The sequence below is a fragment of the Streptomyces sp. DS1-CR2 genome (genome assembly GCF_055760475.1).
Window position 1 is genome coordinate 8008269 of record NZ_CM147085.1, and the last position, 21694, is coordinate 8029962.

Sequence of the window (21694 nt, forward strand, 5' to 3'; positions counted from 1 at the left end):
CGGTGTTCCGGCAGGACACCATGGCCAGCTTTCGCCGGGGACAACGGGACATTAACGGCGCGTCCGGACCGGCGATAGGCTGACCGCAGGCAGTGATCTTCAGTGGTGGCGCGGCGCCGGGGCCGAGAAGGAGACGGGCACGGATGACAGGTGGGCAGTCCCCGGCGGTGGACGAACCCCGTGATCCGGACGTCGATCTGCGCGTGCCGGCCCAGAGGCGCGCGGGGCTGCGGGCACAGGGCCCGATCGTGGCGGTCGTCTCGCTCGGCGGCGCCGTAGGTGCCTGCGCCCGCTACGGCGCCGCGCTCCTGTGGCCCACGTCGCCCGGGGCGTTTCCCTGGACGACGATGTGGGTGAACGCGCTCGGCTGTTTCGTGATCGGCGTGTTCATGGTGATCATCACCGATGTGTGGGCGGCGCACCGCCTGGTGCGGCCGTTCTTCGGCACCGGTGTCCTGGGCGGCTTCACCACGTTCTCGACGTACGCGGTGGACATCCAGCACCTGGTGGACGGCGGCCGGGTCCGTACGGGCCTGGTCTATCTCGCGGCGACGCTCCTGGCGGCGCTCGCCGCCGTCGGGCTCGCAGTGGCGCTGACGCGCCGCGTACTGGCGTGGAGGAAGCGATGACGCGACTGACCGGGCGTGCCCTGCGACTGACCGTCTTCGTCGGTGAGAACCACACGTGGCACCGCAAGCCCCTGTACTGCGAGATCGTGCACCGGGCGCACAAGGCGGGCCTCGCGGGGGCGAGCGTCTTCCGCGGCATCGAGGGGTTCGGGGCGTCGTCCCTGATCCACACCTCGCGGCTGCTGTCGCTCAGCGAGGACCTGCCCGTGGCCATCGTGATCGTCGACACCGAGGAACGGGTCAGGGCGTTCCTGCCGGAGCTGGACGAGCTGGTGTCACAGGGCCTGGTCGTCCTCGACGACTGCGAGGTCATCCGGTACGTGGGTCGGGAGAACGGCGGAACGCGGGCGTGAACTGGGTGCTCGTGATCGCAGGCGCGATGGTCGGCGCACCCCTGCGCTATCTCACCGACCGGGCCGTGCAGACCCGCCACGACAGCGTGTTCCCGTGGGGCACGTTCACGGTGAACGTGTGCGGCAGCCTCGTGCTCGGCCTGCTGACCGGCGCCGTCGCCGCGGGCGCCGCCTCGTCGCAGGTGCAGCTGCTCATCGGCACGGGCCTGTGCGGCGCCTTGTCGACGTACTCGACGTTCTCGTACGAGACGCTCCGGCTCGGGGAGGACGGGGCGCGGCTCTTCGCCGTGGCCAACGTGGCCGCTAGTGTCGCCGTCGGTCTCGGCGCCGCCTTCGCGGGGGTCGCGCTCGCCGACGCCCTCTGGGGATAGGTCAAAAAAAGGGGGCGCGAAACCCTGAACGCCACGCCTGTCACGTCCGTACCCTCCCGTACCAACAAGTAGCTCGCCCCCGCGGCGAGTTGACGCCGGTATCGGGAGGACTGCTTGCGACGCATCAACGGGACCGCGCTCATCTTCGCCGCCCTGGTCGCCACCCTGGGCGCGCTCGCCTTTCCGATCTGGTCGTACGCCGACCGCTCGGGCACCGGGGCGGCCAATCTGAACGCGGGCAGCGTGGCCACCCAGTGGGGTCCCCTGTCGGCCACCGACCGGGACTTCCTGGTCAAGGTGCGGCTCGCCGGGCTCTGGGAGATACCGGCCGGCCAGCAGGCCATGGAGCGGGCGCCGACGCGGGCGATCAGGATGGCGGGCGACCACCTCGTCGTCGGCCACACCGACCTCGACAAGCGCGTCCGCTCGGTCGCGGGCCGGCTCGGCGTCGAGCTGCCGAACCAGCCCAACCCGCAGCAGCAGGGCTGGCTCAGCCAGCTGACCGCCGCGAGCGGCAAGGACTACGAGAACAAGTTCGCCAACCTGCTGCGCGACTCCCACGGCAAGGTCTTCGCGCTGATCGCCCAGGTCCGCCACACCACCCGCAACACCCTTGTCCGCGAGCTCGCCACCGACGCCAACCAGACCGTCCTCGACCACATCACCATGCTGGAGAACACGGGCGACGTGGACTTCGACGCCATCGCGAACGAGGCCGCGGGCACCGCCACCGCCAGCCCCACCGGACCGCCGCCCCCGGGAGGCGTGCTGCCGCCCGCTCCGCCCCCCGCCGAGCCCTCCGGCTCGCCGTATGTGACGTCCCAGCCGTCGGCCGAGCCGACCGACGATCCGGGGCGATCGATCAACACGGACCGGCCCGACCCCACGTAGTCGCCGCCCGGTCGGGTGTCATGTCGCCGGTGGCCGAATGAATCCCCCGCGACCCTCAGCCGTCTCTCTGGTTTCGGCCCCATCGAGCGGGACCCTGCTCATATGGGTATTCTGTCTGTAGCCGACGGACAGCACTACGTGGTCCAACCAGCACCCGTGGTCCGTCGCGGGACGGCCCCATCCAGGGCCGCCCCTGCAGAAAACCGGCGCCACCGCGCCCGAACCGGTATCGAAACCAGCCCGACCGGGCGCCGTACGCCCGACGGGAACGCCGGGCGGGACGCGCCGGACAGGGTTAACCGACACACAAGGAGTGCGCGGTGACACCAGAGAAGACGAATCGCGAGCAGCGCCCCCGAGAACGCACGGAGCGCCCGCGGCGGCGGCCCGAGAAGCTGGGCAGTCTCGACGTGTGGGCCCGCTCGGCCCCGATCAGACTCGCGGGCTACGAGGACGACCTCGCGGAGCCCCACATCCTGCCGAGCGTGGACTGACCGGCCCCGGCCCCGTAACCGCCTCTGACGGCCGCGTGCCAGACTCACGTACATGCTGATCAGGGACGCGGAGGACAAGGACTGGGCGCAGGTCTGGCCGTTCTGGCGGCAGATCGTCGGATCCCGCGAGACGTACGCCTGGGACCCGGACACCCCCGAGGCGCAGGCCCGGACCCTGTGGATGGGTCCGGGCAAGCGCGTGTACGTGGCCGAGGCGGACGGCGTTGTCGTCGGCTCGGCCTACGTAGCGCCGAACTACGGCGGTCCCGCCGCGGGCATCGCGAACGCGGGCTTCATGGTCGACCCCGCCCAGGGTGGCCGCGGCATCGGCCGCGCCCTCGCCGAGCACGTACTGGAGCGCGCGAAGGCCGACGGCTTCCGCGGCATGGTGTTCAACGCGGTCGTCGAGACCAACCCCGCCGTCGGCCTCTGGACCTCCCTAGGTTTCACGATCCTGGGCACGGTCCCGGACGCGTACGAGCACGCCCGGCACGGCCGGGTGGGGCTGCACATCATGTACCGCGCGCTGTGACGCGCCGGCTCCCGAGGGTGCCAGCTTCCCGGAGACCGGTTTTGCGCCTTCTTCGCACCCGCTGACAGACGGCCGTTTTCGGACATTCGTTGCTGATGCCCGCTGACGGCCCGGCGCCGATGAGCGGTCATCGGATCACTATCTCAACTTCCGCCTCTGCGCGGCCCATTGACGCGCCAACGGACCCCCACCATCATCAGACCTCCGATGAATGCCCAGCCTTGAGCCGCATCAGGGAGTGCTGAGTATGAGTTCGTACCCAAGACGCCAGGTCCTCGGGACGGCCGCGGCCGTAGCAGCCGCGACCGCGGTACCGCTCGCCGCCGCCGGACCGGCCGCCGCGTCCGACGCGATGGCCACCGCCCGGACCGCGTCCGCGGACGCCGTCTGGGGGCCCGTCCCCGATCCGGTGCCCGTTCCGCTCGACGCCCTCTTCGACAACGACGGCGTCGACACCGCGGACGCCCGCGGAGGCGACTTCGACGGCAGCGGCTACACCTTCCCCGGCGAGGAACTCCCCGCGGGGCCTGTCCAAGTCGACGGGATCGCCTACGTGTTCCCGTCGTCGGCGGCGGGCGCGAAGAACAACGTCGTGGCCATGGGCCAGCGCGTCGAGCTGCCCAAGGGCCGCTATCTGTCCGCCCTGTTCCTCACCGCGGGCAGCTACGGCAACGCGTCCGGCAGCGCGACCGTCCACTACGCCGACGGCTCCACCGCGAGCGCCGGACTCGGCGGCGCGGACTGGTACTCGGGCAGCGGCCCGCTCTCCGCCGCCTACCGCTACAAGCCCGACGGCACCAAGGACACCAACCGTGTCGGTATCGGCACCAGCGAGATACCCCTCGACCCGCAGCGCGAGGCCGTCGCGATCACCCTCCCGAAGCTCAACCCGGCCGAGGCGAACAAGACCGCCCTGCACGTCTTCGCGCTCTCGCTCCAGCCGGCCGCGCAGGGCCGGGCACTGGCGCTGCGCGACGCGCACTCCACGTTCTCGCTCCTCGAGTCCACCGGCGCGCAGAGCGTCGAGGCGACCGTCGTGAACGCCGGAACCGTCGGCATCGTCACCGCCGACGCCCTCACCGTCAGCGTCGACGTGCCCGGCGCGCGCACCGTCGAGCCCGCCCTCGTCACGCGCCTCGCCCCCGGTGAGCAGGCCCGCGTCCGCGTCGGCATCCGCAACCGCGCGGGCACAGCGCCCGGCACGGTCCAGGACGGCAAGGTCGTCGCCAGCGGGCGCGGACACCAGGCCGCCGCCAGCACCGGGAAACTCACGCTCGGCGTCCCCGACTACCAGCCGACCGACGCGTCGCTCTCCGGACACCAGGCCCCGTACTGGTTCCACTCCGCGAAGTTCGGCATCTTCATCCACTGGGGCGTCTACTCCGTGCCCGCGTGGGCGCCGGTCGGCAAGCAGTACGCCGAGTGGTACTGGGACCAGATGCAGGACCCGAACAACCCGACGTACGCCCATCACAAGGCCACGTACGGCGAGGACTTCGCGTACGACGACTTCATCCCGATGTTCACCGCGAAGAAGTGGGACCCGCGCGCGTGGGTCGAGCTGTTCCGGGACGCAGGCGCCCAGTACCACGTCCTCACGTCCAAGCACCACGAGGGCTTCGCCCTCTGGGACACCAAGCTGTCGGACCGCAACTCCGTGAAGATGGGCCCCAAGCGGGACATCATCAAGGAGCTCTTCGACGCGTCCCGCCGCTACACCCCAGAGCTGCACCGCGGCCTGTACTTCTCGATGCCCGAGTGGTTCAACCCGGACAACCCGTGGATGGGGCACGCCCCGCGCAACCCGTACACCCTGGAGCCCGTCCCCTACACCGGCTACACGTCCGGCAAGGACTACGTGAAGGGCTTCCAGGCCCCGCAGATGCTGGAACTGATCCACGACTACGACCCGCAGCTCCTGTGGTGCGACATCGGCGGCGTCAACGACTCGCGCAACGTCCTCGCCGAGTTCTTCAACCACGGCAAGAACCGCCCGAGGCCGTACGAGGTCGCCGTCAACAACCGCTCCGGGATCGACTTCCACGACTTCACGACGCCCGAGTACACGACGTACGACAACACCGTCGTCGCCAAGTGGGAGTCGAACCGCGGCCTCGACCCGTTCAGCTACGGCTACAACGCCGAGACGCCCGACGACCGCTACATGACGACCGAGGAGGTCGTGCACAGCCTCGTCGACATCGTGTCGAAGAACGGCAACTTCCTCCTCGACGTCGGGCCGCGCGCCGACGGCACCATCCCGGAGATCATGCAGACCCGGCTGCGCGAGACGGGCCACTGGCTCAAGACCAACGGCGAGGCCGTCTACGACACCACGTACTGGTCGCGGATGGCGCAGCTCGGCGAGGACCTGCGGTTCACGGTCAGGCCGAACGAGGCGTTCTACATCCACTCGCTCGCCGAGCCGGGAGCGAAGCTCACGGTCGAGGCCGCGGTCCCGGTCAGGGCCGGGGACAAGGTCACGATGCTCGGCTACGACCGTCCGCTGAACTGGCGCACCACCGGCGGGTCGTTCGTCGTGGACGTGCCGGCGGCGGCGCGCGCGACGGGCGAGCACGTGTGGGTGTTCAAGGTGGAGTGGAAGGACTGAGGCGTGCCGGGGTGAACCCGTGAGTGAGCGGCGGCGGGCGGCGGCGTGATGCGGGGCGGCTCGTACATGTGCCACGACTCGTACTGCAACCGCTACCGTGTGGCCGCGCGTACCGCCAACACACCGGACTCCAGCAGCGGGAACTGCGGATTCCGGTGTGCGGCGGACGTGTAGGAACCGGTCACTCGGCGGCGTACACCCGCTCGCCGCCCACGAACGTCTCCAGGACGCGCGTCGCGCCGATCTCTTCCGTGGGCGCCGCGAACGGGTCGCGGTCGAGGACCACCAGGTCGGCGAGGCGCCCCGGCGTGATCGAGCCGGTCACATCGTCCAGGTGGTTCACGTACGCGCTGCCCGCCGTGTACGCCGTGAGCGCCGCGTCCAGGCCGATCCGCTGCTCCGGCAGGAACACCGGGGTGCCGGGCGCCGCGTCGGGCAGGACGCGATTGACCGCGACATGGATGGCCTCGATCGGGTCCGGGCTGCTCACCGGCCAGTCGCTGCCCGCCGCGAGCGTCACCCCCGCACGCTGAAGATCACCGAACGGGTACTGCCACGCGCTGCGCTCGGGACCGAGGAACGGGATCGTCAGCTCGTCCATCTGCGGCTCGTGCGCCGCCCACAGCGCCTGCATGTTCGCCGTCGCGCCCAGCTCCCTGAACCGGGCGATGTCGTCGGGGTGCACCACCTGGAGATGGGCGAGGTGCGGGCGGGTGTCGGTGCGGCCGTTGGCGCGCCGCGCCGCCTCGACGGCGTCGAGCGCCTCGCGCACGGCCCGGTCGCCGAGGGCGTGGAAGTGCACCTGGAAGCCCCGCGCGTCCAGCTCGGTCACGTACTTCTGCAGGTCGAGCGGCGGGACGAAGCTGATGCCGCTGTTGTCGGAGGCGCAGCCGCAGCCGTCCAGATAGGGACCGAGGAGAGCCGCCGTGCCGTTCTCGGCCACGCCGTCCTGCATGATCTTCACCGTCGTGCAGCGCAGCCTCCCGCGCGTGCCCGCCGCGCGCCGCGCCACCAGCTCGTCGATCTGCTCGGTGCCGCGTGCGCGGTCCCACCACAGCGAGCCGACGACCCGCGCGGTCAGGCGCCCGTCCCCGGCGGTCGCGAGATACGCGTCCGTGGGGTCGGTGAGGTTGGCATGCTCGCCGAGGAGGGCGTCCTGCCACGCGGTGACGCCGAGGGAGTGCATCAGCTCCTGGGCGCGCAGCAGGCCGGTGACCTTCTGCTCCAGGGTGACGGGTGGCAGCAGCCGGCCGATCAGGTTCGCCGCGCCCTCCTGGAGCATGCCGGTCGGCGCCCCGTCGGCGTCGCGCTCGATGCGGCCGTCGGACGGGTCGGGCATGCGGGCGTCGATCCCGGCGGCTTGCAGGGCACGGGAGTTGACCCAGGCGCCGTGGTGGTCGCGGTTGACGAGGTAGGCCGGGCGGTCGGGCACGAGGGCGTCGAGCTCGGCGGCCGTGGGCAGGCCGCCGGGGAACGCCTCCATCGACCAGCCGCCGCCGGTGATCCACTCGGTGCCGGGGTGCGCCTGCGCGTACGCGGCGATGCGGCGCCGGTACTCGTCGAGGGTTGTCGCCCCGCTCAGGTCGCACTGGCCGAGCTCCATGCCGCCGCCGACCGGATGCGCGTGCGCGTCCTGGAACCCGGGGATGAGCAACTTGCCCTTCAGGTCCACGACTTCGGTGGCCGGGCCGATGAGTTCGCGTACCTCGTCGTGGCCCACGGCGACGATCCGCTCGCCGCGGACGGCCACCGAGGTCGCGCGCGACCGGGCGGGGGAGAGGGTGTGGACCGGGCCGCCGGTGAAGACCAGATCGGCGGGGGCGGTATCGGGCATGGGACGTGACTCCTTGGGGATCGCGGACGGGCCGGGTGGTGCGGGTCAGGAATGTTCGGGAGCCAGGGGGGCCGTCTCGGGCGCGGTGCCGCTGCCCGTGACGAAGTACGGGGAGCGGCGCACGTACTTGGCGTACGCGGCCATCACCAGGCCGGACGCGACGATCGCGACCGGTACCGACAGCATGAACCACCCGTTGTCCGGGCTGAGTTCGAAGCGGTCGCTCATCGTCAGGTACGAGCGGGCGAGGTAGACGCCGATCCCGAGGAGAGCGAGACCGCTGACCCCGGGCGCCAGGACCGCGCGCAGCGCCCCGGAGAGCGGACCGCGCAGGGCAGTGCGGAAACGGACCGCGCAGGCGAGGGCCGTCAGGCCGTAGTACAGGGCGACGACCAGGCCGATGGAGTTGACGGCCGCGAGGATCATCTCGTTGAGCTTGGGGATGGCCAGCGCGAGCAGGGAGACCCCGGCGGAGATCGACATGATGAGGACCGTGCCCAGGGCCGGGGACCCGTAGCGGGGCGAGATGCGGGTCCACACCGGGCCCATCGTGCCGTCGCGGCCCATGGCGAGGAGGCCGCGGGCCGTCGGGATGACGCTCGACTGGAGCGAGGCCACCGCGGAGAACATCAGCGCGAGCAGCGGCAGCGTCGCCCACGGCTCGTCGGCGAGCTTCGCGCCCAGATACGTAAGGCCCTGCGGGCCCTGGGCGACCAGCTCGGGCAGGCTCATCTCGCGCTGGAAGGCCACGGCACCGTAGAGGAACATCGCGAGCATCGTGAAGAGCGCGATGAAGCCGCCCCGGCCGGCGTCGCGCACGTTCTTCGTCTCCTCCGTGACGCTGAACGCCGCGTCCCATCCCCAGAAGAAGAACACCGCGAGGACGAGGCCCTGCGCGAAGGCCGTCCCGTCGTGGATGGCGAGGGGGTTCAGCCAGGACCACTGGAAGGCGTGACCGCCCGAGATCAGGGCCCAGCCGCAGAACGCCAGCAGGACCGCGTACTCGAAGACGAGCAGCCAGGTCTGGAGCTGGGTGGCCTTGCGGACGCCGGTGATCGCCGTGTACGTCACGACGGCCAGGACCACCAGGCCGACCACCGTACTCAGGGCTGTCGAGTTCGGGTCCAGCGTGAGTCCGAGGGCGTGGTGCCAGCCTGCTTTAGTCGCGAACTGGAGGAAGACCGACCCGGTCACGGCGCTGGTGTACGCCATGAAGATGACCGTGCCGATCAGGGTGACCCAGCCCGTGATGAAGCCGGGCCACGGGCCGAGCGACTTGCCGACCCACACATAGCCGCTGCCCATGTTCGGCTCGGAGCGGTTGAGGCGGGCGTACGCGGAGGCGATGCCGAGGATCGGCAGGAACGCCACGAGCAGGATCGCCGGGGCCTGGAGGCCCACCGTCGCGGCGAGCGCACCCATGCCGATCCCGATGCTGGTGGTGGCTGCTGTGCTGGACGCGGCGATGGCGACGCCGTCGACGACACCGAGGGAACGGCGCAGGCCAGGGGGTTCGCTGCTCATTCGGACACTCCTGAAACCGGAGGAGGGGAGGGAGGGTGCGATCAAACAGGCCTTGTCAATGTTGCGTCAATGGTGTTGACATAAGGGGACGGGCAGCGCGGACGGAAGGGGATTCGGGATGACCGAGGGGCGGATTCCGGTGGAGCGGCGGCGCCGCAAGCCGACCAAGTCGGGGGTGCTGCTCTCCGGCGACCTGATCGTCGACTGCGCGATGCGTCTGGTCGGGCAGCACGGGCCCGACGCGCTGAGCGTGCGCAGGCTGGGTGCCGCGCTCGGCTGCGACCCGAGTGCGGTCTACCGCTACTTCCACAACACGGACGATCTGCTCCTCGCCGTCGCCGACCGGATCATCGGCGAGAGCATGGCCGGCTTCACGCCTGGCGACGACTGGGTCGCGGACCTGCGGAGCATGGGGCGGCGGATCCACCGCGGCTACAGCGAGCACCCGCGGATCGCCGCCATGGCCGCGTACCGGGTGACGCGTCGGATCCACGAGGTCAGGGCCGTGGAGACCGGTATCGGGCTGCTGCGGAGCGCGGGCTTCGACGCGGCCACGGCCGTGCGGTACTACGCGGCCTTCGTCGACACGGCGCTCGGGCATGCGGCCCTCGACGCCGCCCACCTGGCGCTGCCGCCCGAGCGGCGGGCGCAGGACCACAGCGCCTGGACGGACACGTACCAGTCACTCCCGGCGGACACGCACCCCCAACTGGCCGCCGTACGTGGGCACTTGCCCCTGATGGCGGAGAGCTCCTTCGAGACGGCCCTCGGGCTCCTGCTCTCGGCGCTCGCGGCACAGGCGCCGCGCTGACCCTCCTTCTTGCCGGGGACGGTCAGGCCGGTTCGGCGTCGAGCTGGCTGCGCATCCAGGCTTCGACCTCGCCCACGTGGGCCGCCGCCGCGGCGCGCGCCGCCTCCGGGTCGCGGTCGACCAGCGCGCGATGGATCCGCGCGTGCTCGCGGCCCGTACGCTCGAACGCGCCTTCCTCCTGGTAGCCGCGCCAGACGCGCGCCCGGAACGTCCGTGAGGACAGTCCGTCCAGGATCGCGGCCATCGTGTCGTTGCCCGCGGCCGTGGCGATCGCCCGGTGGAACGCCAGGTCGTGGGAGAGAATCTCCTCGGGGTCGTCCGTCGCCGCCATCGCCGCCAAGTGCAGCTCCACCTCGGCGAGTTGCTCCGCAGTGATACGCGCCGCGGCCAGCGACGTGGCCGTCGACTCGAGCACCCGGCGCACCTCCATCAGCTCCACAAGTCGGGCCCCGCGCGAGAGATCGGCGACGACGCCGAACGTCTCCAGGAGATCCCCGGCGTTCAACTGCGTGACGTAGATGCCGGATCCGTGCCGTGCCTCCAGGACGCCGAGGACGGTGAGCGCCCTGATCGCCTCGCGCATGGAGCTGCGCGAGATGCCGAGTTGGGTGGCCAGATCGCGCTCCGTGGGCAGCCGCTGACCCGGCTCGAGGAGACCCTCGCCGATCATCGCCTTGATCTGCTCGATGGCCCGCTGCGTCACGGTGCCCTTCTGCGGGGCGGTCTGTTCCACGGACGCTCCTCAATTTGCCGGGTGCGCCGCAGTCTAGCCAGAGATGTGGTCCGACCACTACGGCTCGAAACGCGGAAAAGTTGGCGACGAGGGGTGTTGTGGCCACCAAGTGGTCTGATAAATATTTCCGCCATCAGGTACCAGAAGTCGCTCGATCTCGCTCGATGAGGAGCTGTCAGATGGCCGGCAGAACAGTGCGCAGGCGGAACAGGTCGCGGATCGTCGGCGCGGCGGCGGTCGCCGCTTGCGCCGCCCTGGTGCTCTCCGCGTGCGGCAGCACGAAGGACGACGTCGCCTCCGGCGGCAAGGGCGGCGGCGACGGAAAGGGCAAGGTCGGGGTCATCCTGCCCCTGCTCACCTCGCCGTTCTGGCAGGCGTACAACGACTACGTGCCGAAGATGGCGAAGTCCGAGAGCGTGGACGCGCTCAAGACCGTCAACTCCAACAGCGACCCCTCGCAGCAGATCACGGACATCAACAACCAGCTCAACCAGGGCGTCAAGGGCCTCGTCGTCGCGCCCCTCGACAGCGCCGCGATCTCCGCCGGCCTCGACCAGGCCGAGCGCAAGGGCGTCCCCGTCGTCGCCGTGGACGTCGCGCCCGAGAAGGGCAAGGTCGCCATGGTCGTACGCGCCGACAACGTCGCGTACGGCGAGAAGGCCTGCGAATACCTCGGTCAGCAGGTCAAGACCGGCAAGGTCGTCCAGATCATGGGTGACCTCGCCTCCGTGAACGGCCGCGAGCGATCGCAGGCCTTCCGCGACTGCGTCAAGAAGAAGTACCCGGACCTCAAGGTCCTTGAGATCCCCGCCAAGTGGGAGTCCGACACCGCCGCGTCCAAGCTGGACACCCTCCTCAACGCCAACCCCGACATCAAGGGCATCTACATGCAGGCGGGCGGCGTCTACCTCGCCCCCACCCTGCAGACCCTCAAGTCCAAGGGCCTGCTGAAGAAGACCGGCGAGAAGGGCCACATCACCATCGTCTCGAACGACGGCATCCCGCAGGAGTTCGCCGCGATCCGCAAGGGCCAGATCGACGCGACCGTCTCTCAGCCCGCCGACGCCTACGCCAAGTACGGCATGTACTACATCAAGGCCGCGATGCAGGGGAAGACGTTCAAGCCCGGCCCCACCGACCACGACTCGGAGATCGTCAAGCTGCCCAGCGGCATCCTCGAGGACCAGCTGCCCGCGCCGCTCGTCACCAAGGACAACGTCGACGACCCGAAGCTCTGGGGAAACACCGTCAAATGAGCACCTCGACGACAACCACGCCGGCGCTCAGGCCGCTGGTCGAGGCGTCGGGCATCGCCAAGCGCTACGGCCCCACGATCGCCCTGCAGGACGGCTCCCTGACCGTCCTGCCCGGCGAGTCCCACGCCCTCGTGGGCCGCAACGGCGCCGGCAAGTCCACCCTGGTCACGGTCCTCACCGGCCTCCAGGCACCGGACGCCGGCACCCTCCTGTTCGACGGCGAGCCCGCGCCCCCGCTCAGCGACCGCGACGCCTGGCGCGCCAAGGTCGCCTGCGTCTACCAGAAACCGACCGTCGTGCCCGAACTGACGGTCGCCGAGAACCTCTTCATCAACCGCCAGCCCGGCAGCCGCCGCGGCTTCTTCTCCTGGCGCAGGCTCCAGGAGGAGGCCGCGCAGGTCCTCGACACCTGGGACATCCACGTCGACCCCGACGCCCGCACCGCCGACCTCAAGGTCGAGGACCGCCAAATGGTGGAGATCGCACGGGCGCTGAGCGGCGGAGCCCGCTTCATCGTCCTCGACGAGCCCACCGCGCAGCTCGACAACCGCGAGATCGAGCGCCTCTTCACCCGCATGCGGGCCCTCCAGGAATCCGGTGTCACGTTCCTGTTCATCTCGCACCACCTCCAGGAGGTGTACGAGGTCTGCCAGACGGTCACCGTGCTGCGCGACGCCCGCTGGATCACCACGGCGCCCGTCGCGGAACTGCCGCGCGCGGCGCTGGTGGAGGCGATGGCCGGCGAGGTCATCGCCGAGGAACGCGCGGCCGCCCGCGCCGCCGTGGAGCACGAGCCCGACGCCACCGTCCTGCTCGACGCGCGCGGCCTCACCTCGGAGGCGTACGACGACGTCGACATGACCATCCGCAGCGGGGAGGTGGTCGGACTCGCCGGATCCAGCGGCAGCGGCAAGATCCAGCTCGCCGAGGCGTTCGCCGGGCTGCACAAGCCGACTGCCGGTACGGCCCGACTCGACGGCAGGAAACTGCCGTTCGGCGATGTGAGCGCGGCGCTCGCCGCGGGCGTCGGCTGTGTGCCGCGCGACCGGCACGACCAGGGCCTCGTCACCGGCATGACCATCGGCGACAACACCACCATGAGCGTCCTCGGGCGTCTGGGCCGCTACGGCTTCGTCGGCACCGACCGCAAGCGCCGCTTCGCCGCCGACCTGATCGAGCGCCTCGACATCCAGGCGGAGGGCCCCGGCCAGCCCGTGTCCGACCTCTCCGGCGGCAATGCCCAGAAGGTCGTCATGGCCCGCGCCCTCGCCTCCGACCCCCGCCTTCTCGTCCTCATCAACCCCACCGCGGGCGTCGACGTGAAGTCCAAGGAATCCCTGCTGTCCCGCATGGACAGCGCCCGCGAGGACGGCACCGCGGTCCTCGTCGTCTCCGACGAGCTCGACGACCTGCGCCGCTGTGACCGGGTCCTCGTCCTCTTCCACGGGAAGGTCGTCGCCGAGCACGCGGCCGGCTGGAACGACCACGAGCTGATCGCCTCCATCGAAGGAGTGGACCATGGCTGACATCAAGGCCCCGTCGGCCTCACCAGCCACCCCTGTACGGCTGCCCGGCAAGGCCTCCGCGAAGAACGTTCTGCTGCGCCGGGCGCGCGAACTCGCCCTCGTGCCTGCCCTGTTGCTGCTGATGGTGCTCGGAGCGGTCGTCAACGACTCGTTCCTCACCGAACGCAACCTGATCTCCATCCTCGGCGCGTCCGCAGCCCTCGCGATGGTCGTCCTCGCCGAGTCGCTCGTCCTGATCACGGGCAAGTTCGACCTGTCCCTGGAGTCGGTGGTCGGCATCGCGCCCGCCGTCGGCGCCCTGCTCGTCCTGCCGGTCTCCCAGTCCGGATTCGGCACCGAGTTCCCGACCGTGCTCGCGCTGCTCGCGACCCTCGTCGTGGGCGGGGCGATCGGGGCCTTCAACGGCATCCTCGTCGTGAAGTTCAAGCTCAACGCCTTCATCGTGACGCTGGCGATGCTGATCGTCCTGCGCGGACTGCTCGTCGGCGCGACCAAGGGCAAGACGCTGTTCGGGATGCCGGACGCGTTCTTCTCCCTCGCCACCACGACGTTCCTGCGCATCCCGATGTCGGTGTGGCTGGCCGCGATCGCCTTCGGCGTGGTGGGCCTCATCCTGAAGTACCACCGGATCGGCCGCGCCCTGTACGCGATCGGCGGCAACGCCGACGCGGCCCGCGCGGCGGGAATCCGCGTCGAGCGCGTGATGCTCGGCGTGTTCGTCATCGCGGGCGTCCTCGCCTCGGTCGGCGGGATCATGCAGACCGGCTACGTCGGCGCGATCAGCGCCAACCAGGGCAACAACATGATCTTCACCGTGTTCGCGGCGGCGGTCATCGGCGGCATCAGCCTCGACGGCGGCAAGGGCACCATGTTCGGCGCCCTCACCGGCGTCCTGCTGCTCGGTGTCGTCCAGAACCTGCTGACCCTCGCCCAGGTTCCGTCGTTCTGGATCCAGGCCATCTACGGCGGAATCATCCTCCTCGCCCTGATGATCGCCCGTGTGACGACCGGCCGCGCCCAGGACTGACCCACGCCTCAGCAAGAAAGGCTGCCCGTGTCTCCAACTGCCGCCCGAATCACTGCGGTTGACACTTTCGACATCCGGTTCCCGACGTCCAGGGAGCTGGACGGATCCGACGCCATGAACCCGGACCCCGACTACTCCGCCGCCTACGTGGTGCTCCGCACCGACGCCGCCGACGGAGTCGAGGGGCACGGATTCACGTTCACCATCGGTCGTGGCAACGAGGTCCAGGTCGCCGCGATCGACGCCCTGCGGAACCATGTCGTCGGCCGGGGGGTCGACGAACTGTGCGCCGACCCGGGGACGTTGAACCGCGACCTGATCGGCGACAGCCAGCTCCGCTGGCTCGGCCCCGAGAAAGGCGTGATGCACATGGCGATCGGTGCCGTCGTCAACGCCGTGTGGGACCTGGCGGCCAAGCGCGCCCGCAAGCCGCTGTGGCAGTTCCTGGCCGACGCGACGCCCGAGTGGCTCGTCTCGCAGATCGACTTCCGCTACATCGCCGACGCGCTCACCCCCGACGACGCCCTCGCACTCCTCAGATCGGGCCGCGAGGGCGCGGCGGAACGCGCGAGCGCCCTGCGCGAGCGCGGCTTCCCCGGCTACACCACCTCACCCGGCTGGCTCGGCTACTCCGACGAGAAGCTCGGCCGGCTCGCCCGGCAGGCCGTCGCCGACGGCTTCCGGCAGATCAAGCTGAAGGTCGGCGCCGACCTCGCCGACGACATCCGGCGCTGCCGCACCGCCCGCGCGGTGATCGGCCCGGACATCCGGATGGCGATCGACGCCAACCAGCGGTGGAACGTCGGCGAGGCCATCGAGTGGACCAGAGCGCTCGCCGAGTTCGACCCGTACTGGGTGGAGGAGCCGACCAGCCCCGACGACGTCCTCGGCCACGCGGCGATCCGCAGGGCCGTGGCGCCCGTGAAGGTCGCCACCGGCGAGCACGTCCAGAACCGCATCATCTTCAAGCAGCTCCTCCAGGCCGGCGCCATCGACATCCTCCAGATCGACGCGGCACGCGTCGGCGGCGTCAACGAGAACCTCGCCATCCTGCTGCTCGCCGCCAAGTTCGGCGTCCCCGTGTGCCCGCACGCGGGCGGCGTCGGCCTGTGCGAACTCGTCCAGCATCTCTCGATGTTCGACTACGTCGCCGTCGCGGGCACCACGCAGGACCGCGTCATCGAGTACGTCGACCATCTGCACGGCCACTTCATCGACCCCGTCGTGATGCGCGACGGCCACTACACGGCCCCCACGGCGCCCGGTTTCTCCGCCGCGATGCGGCCCGATTCCATCGCGGAGTACACCTACCCCGACGGCGCGTTCTGGGCCGCCGACCTCGCCCGGCAGGGCGTCACCGACCAGAAGGGTGCAGCGGCATGACCGACGACTTCGCGGGGCTCAAGGCCCTCGTCACCGGCGGAGCGTCCGGGATCGGCCGGGCCACCGCCGAACTCCTCGCCGCCCGCGGTGCGGGCGTCGCCGTGCTCGACCTCGACCCGGGCGGCGTCGACAAGCCACTGCGCGGCTACACCGCCGACGTCAGCGACGACGCCTCTCTCCGCGCGGCCGTGGCCGCCGCCGTGGCGGACCTCGGCGGGCTCGATGTGCTCGTCAACAACGCGGGCATCGGCGCCCAGGGCACCGTCGCGGACAACGACGACGACCAGTGGCACCGCGTCCTCGACGTCAACGTCCTCGGTGTCGTCCGCACGACCCGCGCCGCCCTGCCCCACCTTCGGAAGTCGTCGCACGCGGCGATCGTCAACACCTGCTCCATCGCCGCGACGGCCGGCCTCCCGCAGCGCGCCCTGTACTCGGCGTCGAAGGGCGCCGTGTACTCCCTGACGCTCGCCATGGCCGCCGACCACGTCCGCGAAGGGATACGCGTCAACTGCGTCAACCCGGGGACTGTCGACACCCCGTGGGTCGGCCGGCTGCTCGACGCCGCCCCCGACCCGGCCGCCGAGCGCGCGGCCCTCGCATCCCGTCAGCCCACAGGGCGTCTCGTCTCCGCCGCCGAAGTCGCGGGCGCCATCGCGTACTTGGCGAGCCCGCTGTCCGGCGCCACCACCGGCACCGCCCTGGCCGTCGACGGCGGCATGCAGGGCCTGCGCCTGCGCCCGGCGGGCCAGTGACCGCCATGCGCACCCGCACCCTTGGCCGCAGCGGCGTCGACGTCACCGAGCTGTCCTTCGGCGCCGCCGGCATCGGCAATCTGTACACGCCCGTCACCGACGAGGAGGCCAGGGCCGCGGTCGACGCGGCGTGGGACGCGGGCATCCGCTACTTCGACACGGCCCCGCACTACGGCATCGGCCTGTCCGAGCGGCGCCTCGGCGAGGCACTCGCGGCCCGGGACCGGTCCGCGTACACCGTCTCCACCAAGGCGGGAAGGCTCCTCGTACCGGCCGAAGAGAGCGGGGGCGACGACCTGGAGCACGGGTTCGCCGTGCCCGCCACACACCGCCGCGTCTGGGACTTCAGTGCGGACGGGGTGCGCCGCTCCCTGGAGGACAGCCTGACGCGGCTCGGCCTCGACCGGGTCGACATCGTGTATCTGCACGACCCGGACGACCGTGGTGAGCAGGCGCTCCGCGAGGCCTACCCGGCCCTGGAGCGCCTGCGCACCGAGGGTGTCGTCGGGGCGATCGGCGCCGGCATGAACCAGGCCGCCATGCTCACCCGGTTCGTCCGCGACACCGATGTGGACGCCGTACTGTGCGCGGGCCGCTACACCCTCCTCGACCAGGGGGCGCTGGCGGAGCTGCTGCCCGAGGCGCAGGCGCGCGGCACGTCGGTCGTCGTCGGGGGAGTATTCAACTCCGGCCTCCTCGCCGACCCGCGCCCCGGCGCGACGTACGACTACGCGACGGCGCCCCGCGAAGTCCTCGACCGCGCCTACCAGTTGAAGAGCCTGGCACAGCGGCACGGCATCACCCTCCGGGCGGCCGCACTCGCCTTCCCGTTCGGCCATCCGGCGGTGGCGAGCGTCCTGGTCGGCACGCGCTCGCCGCACGAAGCCCTGGACGCCGCCGAGCAGTTCGCCGTGGACGTACCGTCCGCGTTCTGGAAGGACGCCCGCGCCGCCGGGCTGCTGGCCGATGGTGTCCCCGTACCCGGAGAGGAGCCCGCGTGAGAATCGCCCTGCACACCAAGGTCCGCGCCGACCGCATCGACGCGTACGAGGCCGCGCACCGCGAGGTCCCGGCCGAACTCCGGAAGGCCATCCGCGCGGCCGGTGCCACGTCCTGGACCATCTGGCGCAGCGGGACCGACCTGTTCCACGTCCTGGAGTGCGAGGACTACGCCCGCATGCTCGCCGAGCTGGACAAGCTCCCGGTGAACATCGCCTGGCAGGCCCGCATGGCCGAGCTCCTCGATGTCGTCCACGACTACTCGGCCGACGGCGCGGACGCGGGCCTGCCCGTCGTCTGGGAGCTGTGATGCCCGCCGTCGTCGACGCGCACCACCACGTCTGGGACCTCTCCGTGCGCGACCAGGACTGGATCACCGGCAGGCAACTCGCCCCGATCCGAAGGAACTTCACGCTGGACGACCTCGCACCCCTCGCGCACAAGTCCAAAGTCACGACCACCGTCCTCGTGCAGACCGTCACCGTCGAGGAGGAGACCCCGGAGTTCCTCGCCCTGGCCCACGACAGCGAACTCGTGGCCGCGGTGGTCGGCTGGGCCGACCTCACACGCCCCGACATCGCCGACACCCTGGCCCGTCTCGCCGAACTCCCCGGCGGGCGTTACCTGAAGGGCATCCGCCACCAGGTCCAGGGGGAGCCCGACCCCGAGTGGCTGCTGCGGCCCGACGTGCGCCGCGGTCTCGCGGCCGTCGCCGACGCCGGTCTGGTCTACGACCTCGTGGTCCTGCCCCACCAGCTCCCCGCCTGCGCCGAGGCCGCCGCCGGTCTGCCCGGCCTCACCTTCGTACTCGACCACTGTGGCAAGCCGCTCGTCGCGTCGGGTGTCACCGAGCCGTGGACGGGCGACGTGCGGGCGCTCGCAGCCCTGCCCAACACGGTCTGCAAGCTCTCCGGCCTGGTCACCGAGGCCGACTGGGCGACCTGGACGCCTGGGGCGCTGCGGCCGTACTCCGACACGGTCCTGGAGGCGTTCGGGCCCGACCGACTGATGTTCGGCTCGGACTGGCCGGTGTGCACCCTCGCGGCGACGTACGAGCAAGTCATGGAATCAGCACAGGAGTGGACCGGATCGCTGACCGCTCCTGAACGCGACGCGGTCTTCGGCGGCACGGCGACCCGCGTCTACGGGCTCTGACTCCGGGAGGTTTCTACCGGCTGCGGCTCCGGGAGGTGGCGAGTCGCGTCGGACGCAGGAACTCGCCCACGTACGTCCGCTCCCAGCAGGCGCCCGTGGCCCGCAGTTCGCGCCACGTGGTGTAGCGGTAGCGGTAGAGGCGGGCCCGGACGTACCTGGGCGGGTCGTCCGCGGGGAACGGGGAGTGGCGCAGCAGTCGCAGTGTGTCGCGGTCACCGGTCAGAAGCCGCTCCACCAGACCTCCGAACCAGGACTCCGCGTACAGGGGAGAGAGCGCCGCGAACCACATCAACCAGTCGAGCCGCAGATGGTAGGGCGCGAACTGGCGTGGCCAGCGCCCAGGATCGCCCGGCTTGCCCCTGAACTCGTAGACCAGCCAAGGGGATTCCTCGCGCGGCACCTGGTCGGCCGTGCCCTCGATGACGATCTCGTGCCGGATGCGCCCGACGCTGCCGAAGGCGCCGTAGGCGTTGACGAGGTGCAGGGAGTCGTAGGAGCGGTTCATGGACTGGCGACGGGACAGCAGGTTGCGCGCCGGGCGGTAGCTCAGCGCGACGACGAGCGCGGTGAGGGCGATGACTACGCACTCGTACCAGAGCGGGGCGGCGGCCGGGCGCGGGGGCTCGCGCAGGAGGGAGAAGTCCATCGCCGTGACGGCGAGCAGGATCGTCAGCCAGTTCAGCCAGGAGAAGTTGCCCGACAGGACCAGCCACAGCTGGGTGAGGATCATCAGGCAGGCCGCGGCCGTCGCGATCGGCTGCGGGGTGAACAGGAGGACCGGAACGACGAGTTGGGTCACGTGGTTGGCACCGGCCTCGACGCGGTGCAGGGGGCGCGGGAGCCGGTGGAAGAACCAGCTCAGCGGGCCCGGCATCGGCTGTGTCTCATGGTGGTAGTAGAGGCACGTCAGCTTCCGCCAGCACTCGTCCCCGCGCAGCTTGATCAGCCCCGCGCCGAACTCGAGGCGGAAGAGCACCCACCGCAGGAGCAGCAGTAGGAGCAGTGGCGGCGCCACCCGTTCGTTGCCGAGGAAGACGGCGAGGAAGCCCACCTCCAGCAGGAGTGACTCCCAGCCGAACGCGTACCAGGTCTGCCCGACGTTCACGATCGACAGATAGAGCCCCCACGGCAGGACCCACAGCGCCATCGCTCCCCACAGCGGGACCAGGTCGGCCAGCCCTGCGGCGAGCGCGGCCGACACCGCGGCCCCGCCCCAGGCGACACCCGCGAAGAACCGGTCCGAGTAGTGCGCCCTGAACAGCGTCGGCGCCTGCTGCCACGGCACCCGCTCCAGGTAGCGCGGAACCGGCAGCATCCCGCGCTCGCCGATCAGCGCCCGGAACTGCAGCGCCGCCCCCACGAAGGCCACGAGATACAGCGCCGCCAGACCGCGCTGGAAGATCAGGCGGCCGAGCCAGTACCCGGGCGAGCTGAACCACTCCACCTCTCCAGTGTGACGGAGAGTGAGGGTAATGCGCGTGCGGGATCGCACTGCGCTTGCGAGATGCCCGATTCCACCGCAAACAATGGGGCAAAGTGCCCATATGTAGGCGGGAGAACACGGTGCGCTCACCCACCAGGACCCTTGTCACTGCCTTGGCGATATCCGCCGCACTCCTGGTCGCCGGATGTTCCGGGGACAGCGGCAACAACGCGTCGGCCGGTAAGGGGGAGCTGTTCCTCCAGCCCGTGGCTCAGGTGGGCCCCGACCCGTTCACCGACTCCACCGCCACCACCACCGAGTCCCCCGCCCCCGTCACCCGAACGCCGCAGCCGCCGTCACCGAGCGGCACCGCAACCGCGACCACGCAGGGCATGCGTCCCGTCGACGGCGCGACCCCCGGCCTCTACGGCGGCACGCAGTCCGTCGGAAGCTGCGACATCGAGAAGCAGGTCGCCTTCCTCACCTCGGACCAGACCAAGGAACGCGCCTTCGCCGACGCCGCGGGCATCTCCGCGGCCTCCGTCCCCAGCTTCCTGCGCGGCCTCACCCCCGTCGTACTGCGCGCCGACACCCGCGTCACCAACCACGGCTACCGCTCCGGAGAGGCGACGAGCTACCAGTCCGTGCTCCAGGCCGGCACCGCCGTACTCGTCGACGAACGCGGGATGCCCCGGGTGCGGTGCGCGTGCGGCAATCCGCTGACGCCGCCCGTAGCGTTCAAGCGGACGCCGAACACCCAGGGACAGGAGTGGTCCGGCTACCGGCCGACCCAGGTCGTGGTCGTCACCCCGGCACCGAAGGTCATCACGGACATCGTCATCGTGAACATCACCGACAACACGTGGATCGAGCGGAAGGTCGGTGACGAGGGACAGCACGACAAGAGCGTGCCGCCGCCCCCGATGCCGAAGCCCCACCCCTCCGACAGCTCCAAGTCGTCCCCGCCGTCGTCCACGTCGCCGAGCTCGAGCAGCAGCTCCAGCAGCAGCCCGTCGGAGTCCTCCAGCAGCGCCAGCCCACCGTCGTCGCAGCCGCCCTCCTCGGACGAGTCGGCACCGGCCTCCGGGGACGAGTCGGCACCGCCCTCCTCGGACGAGTCGGCGCCGCCCTCCGGGGACGAGTCGGCACCGGCCTCGGAGCCCGCCGGCCCGCCGACCAGCGCGCCCGGCGACACGGACACCGCGCCGGACTCGCCCCCCAGCGACGGCTCGAGCGACCTCGGCCCGGACACCGTCCCCGACAGCCCCGACCTGCCCGACGGCAGCGGCCTCATCCCCGACAAGCCGTCCGCCGAGAGCGTCTTCTACAGCTGACGCGACCCTGCCCGGCGCGGCTCGGGGTGCGCGCAGGGCCATGCGGAGCACAC

At 70.9% G+C, this 21694-nt stretch carries 21 protein-coding genes and 1 pseudogene; 18 read left to right on the forward strand and 4 right to left on the reverse strand.

Features of this window, described 5'->3' with window-relative positions:
- The first annotated feature begins 143 nt into the window (after positions 1-143).
- The 8 genes and pseudogenes from crcB (ACY0PA_RS37380) to ACY0PA_RS37415 all read left to right on the forward strand — a co-directional run.
- A complete protein-coding gene (gene crcB / locus ACY0PA_RS37380) occupies positions 144-629 on the forward strand; it encodes a fluoride efflux transporter CrcB (protein WP_473081825.1) in 486 nt (161 codons plus the stop codon).
- The gene (locus ACY0PA_RS37385) at positions 626-982 is read left to right on the forward strand and encodes a DUF190 domain-containing protein (RefSeq protein WP_473081826.1); all 357 of its coding nucleotides are present in this window, start codon (positions 626-628) and stop codon (positions 980-982) included. The genes crcB (ACY0PA_RS37380) and ACY0PA_RS37385 overlap by 4 nt, the downstream gene beginning before the upstream one ends.
- Positions 979-1353 (forward strand): fluoride efflux transporter CrcB, encoded by a 375-nt coding sequence (crcB, locus tag ACY0PA_RS37390; RefSeq protein ID WP_473081827.1) that lies wholly within the window; start codon positions 979-981, stop codon positions 1351-1353. Before ACY0PA_RS37385 ends, crcB (ACY0PA_RS37390) begins: the two co-directional genes overlap by 4 nt.
- A 114-nt stretch (positions 1354-1467) precedes the next feature.
- Positions 1468-2244: a DUF4142 domain-containing protein gene (locus ACY0PA_RS37395; RefSeq protein ID WP_473081828.1), complete on the forward strand. Its 777-nt coding sequence runs from the start codon at positions 1468-1470 to the stop codon at positions 2242-2244.
- A gap of 320 nt (positions 2245-2564) precedes the next feature.
- Positions 2565-2738, forward strand: coding sequence for a hypothetical protein (locus tag ACY0PA_RS37400; protein WP_473081829.1), 174 nt, complete (start codon positions 2565-2567; stop codon positions 2736-2738).
- 52 nt (positions 2739-2790) lie between these two features.
- The gene (locus ACY0PA_RS37405) at positions 2791-3270 is read left to right on the forward strand and encodes a GNAT family N-acetyltransferase (RefSeq protein ID WP_473081830.1); all 480 of its coding nucleotides are present in this window, start codon (positions 2791-2793) and stop codon (positions 3268-3270) included.
- 247 nt (positions 3271-3517) lie between these two features.
- Positions 3518-5881: an alpha-L-fucosidase gene (locus ACY0PA_RS37410; RefSeq protein WP_473081831.1), complete on the forward strand. Its 2364-nt coding sequence runs from the start codon at positions 3518-3520 to the stop codon at positions 5879-5881.
- Positions 5882-5926: 45 nt separating this feature from the next.
- A pseudogene (locus ACY0PA_RS37415) lies at positions 5927-6055 on the forward strand (SUMF1/EgtB/PvdO family nonheme iron enzyme); the annotation flags it as partial.
- A gap of 7 nt (positions 6056-6062) precedes the next feature.
- Here the strand turns inward: ACY0PA_RS37415 and ACY0PA_RS37420 are convergent.
- Both ACY0PA_RS37420 and ACY0PA_RS37425 read right to left on the reverse strand, forming a co-directional pair.
- Positions 6063-7715: an amidohydrolase gene (locus ACY0PA_RS37420; protein ID WP_473081832.1), complete on the reverse strand. Its 1653-nt coding sequence runs from the start codon at positions 7713-7715 to the stop codon at positions 6063-6065.
- A gap of 45 nt (positions 7716-7760) precedes the next feature.
- Positions 7761-9239, reverse strand: a complete 1479-nt coding sequence (locus tag ACY0PA_RS37425; RefSeq protein ID WP_473081833.1) for an APC family permease — start codon at positions 9237-9239, stop codon at positions 7761-7763.
- A 118-nt stretch (positions 9240-9357) separates the two neighbouring features.
- On the opposite strand from ACY0PA_RS37425, the gene ACY0PA_RS37430 reads away from it, so the two are divergent.
- Positions 9358-10050 (forward strand): TetR/AcrR family transcriptional regulator, encoded by a 693-nt coding sequence (locus ACY0PA_RS37430; protein ID WP_473081834.1) that lies wholly within the window; start codon positions 9358-9360, stop codon positions 10048-10050.
- Between the two features lie 22 nt (positions 10051-10072).
- On the opposite strand, the gene ACY0PA_RS37435 is transcribed toward ACY0PA_RS37430, so the two are convergent.
- Entirely contained in the window at positions 10073-10783 is a 711-nt protein-coding gene (locus tag ACY0PA_RS37435; protein WP_473081835.1) for a FadR/GntR family transcriptional regulator, read from the reverse strand.
- 179 nt (positions 10784-10962) lie between these two features.
- Between ACY0PA_RS37435 and ACY0PA_RS37440 the strand changes: the two genes are divergently transcribed.
- From ACY0PA_RS37440 to ACY0PA_RS37475, 8 genes are read left to right on the forward strand one after another with little or no spacing between them, the layout of a single operon-like run.
- Positions 10963-12039 carry a sugar ABC transporter substrate-binding protein gene (locus ACY0PA_RS37440; protein WP_473081836.1) on the forward strand — a complete coding sequence of 359 codons (1077 nt, stop codon included), beginning with the start codon at positions 10963-10965 and terminating at the stop codon, positions 12037-12039.
- Positions 12036-13565 (forward strand): sugar ABC transporter ATP-binding protein, encoded by a 1530-nt coding sequence (locus ACY0PA_RS37445; RefSeq protein ID WP_473081837.1) that lies wholly within the window; start codon positions 12036-12038, stop codon positions 13563-13565. The genes ACY0PA_RS37440 and ACY0PA_RS37445 overlap by 4 nt, the downstream gene beginning before the upstream one ends.
- The gene (locus ACY0PA_RS37450) at positions 13558-14592 is read left to right on the forward strand and encodes an ABC transporter permease (RefSeq protein ID WP_473081838.1); all 1035 of its coding nucleotides are present in this window, start codon (positions 13558-13560) and stop codon (positions 14590-14592) included. The genes ACY0PA_RS37445 and ACY0PA_RS37450 overlap by 8 nt, the downstream gene beginning before the upstream one ends.
- A gap of 27 nt (positions 14593-14619) precedes the next feature.
- A complete protein-coding gene (locus tag ACY0PA_RS37455) occupies positions 14620-15975 on the forward strand; it encodes an L-fuconate dehydratase (protein WP_473081839.1) in 1356 nt (451 codons plus the stop codon).
- Complete coding sequence (locus ACY0PA_RS37460) at positions 15972-16730, forward strand: SDR family NAD(P)-dependent oxidoreductase (protein WP_473081840.1); 759 nt, start codon at positions 15972-15974, stop codon at positions 16728-16730. Before ACY0PA_RS37455 ends, ACY0PA_RS37460 begins: the two co-directional genes overlap by 4 nt.
- Before the next feature lie 5 nt (positions 16731-16735).
- Positions 16736-17731 (forward strand): aldo/keto reductase, encoded by a 996-nt coding sequence (locus ACY0PA_RS37465; RefSeq protein WP_473081841.1) that lies wholly within the window; start codon positions 16736-16738, stop codon positions 17729-17731.
- Positions 17728-18039: an L-rhamnose mutarotase gene (locus ACY0PA_RS37470; protein WP_473081842.1), complete on the forward strand. Its 312-nt coding sequence runs from the start codon at positions 17728-17730 to the stop codon at positions 18037-18039. Before ACY0PA_RS37465 ends, ACY0PA_RS37470 begins: the two co-directional genes overlap by 4 nt.
- Positions 18039-18884, forward strand: coding sequence for an amidohydrolase family protein (locus tag ACY0PA_RS37475; RefSeq protein ID WP_473081843.1), 846 nt, complete (start codon positions 18039-18041; stop codon positions 18882-18884). The genes ACY0PA_RS37470 and ACY0PA_RS37475 overlap by 1 nt, the downstream gene beginning before the upstream one ends.
- 13 nt (positions 18885-18897) lie before the next feature.
- Here the strand turns inward: ACY0PA_RS37475 and ACY0PA_RS37480 are convergent, their stop codons facing one another.
- Positions 18898-20328, reverse strand: a complete 1431-nt coding sequence (locus ACY0PA_RS37480; RefSeq protein ID WP_473081844.1) for a lipase maturation factor family protein — start codon at positions 20326-20328, stop codon at positions 18898-18900.
- Positions 20329-20447: 119 nt separating this feature from the next.
- Between ACY0PA_RS37480 and ACY0PA_RS37485 the strand changes: the two genes are divergently transcribed.
- Complete coding sequence (locus tag ACY0PA_RS37485; RefSeq protein WP_473081845.1) at positions 20448-21641, forward strand: DUF6777 domain-containing protein; 1194 nt, start codon at positions 20448-20450, stop codon at positions 21639-21641.
- Positions 21642-21694: the final 53 nt, after the last annotated feature.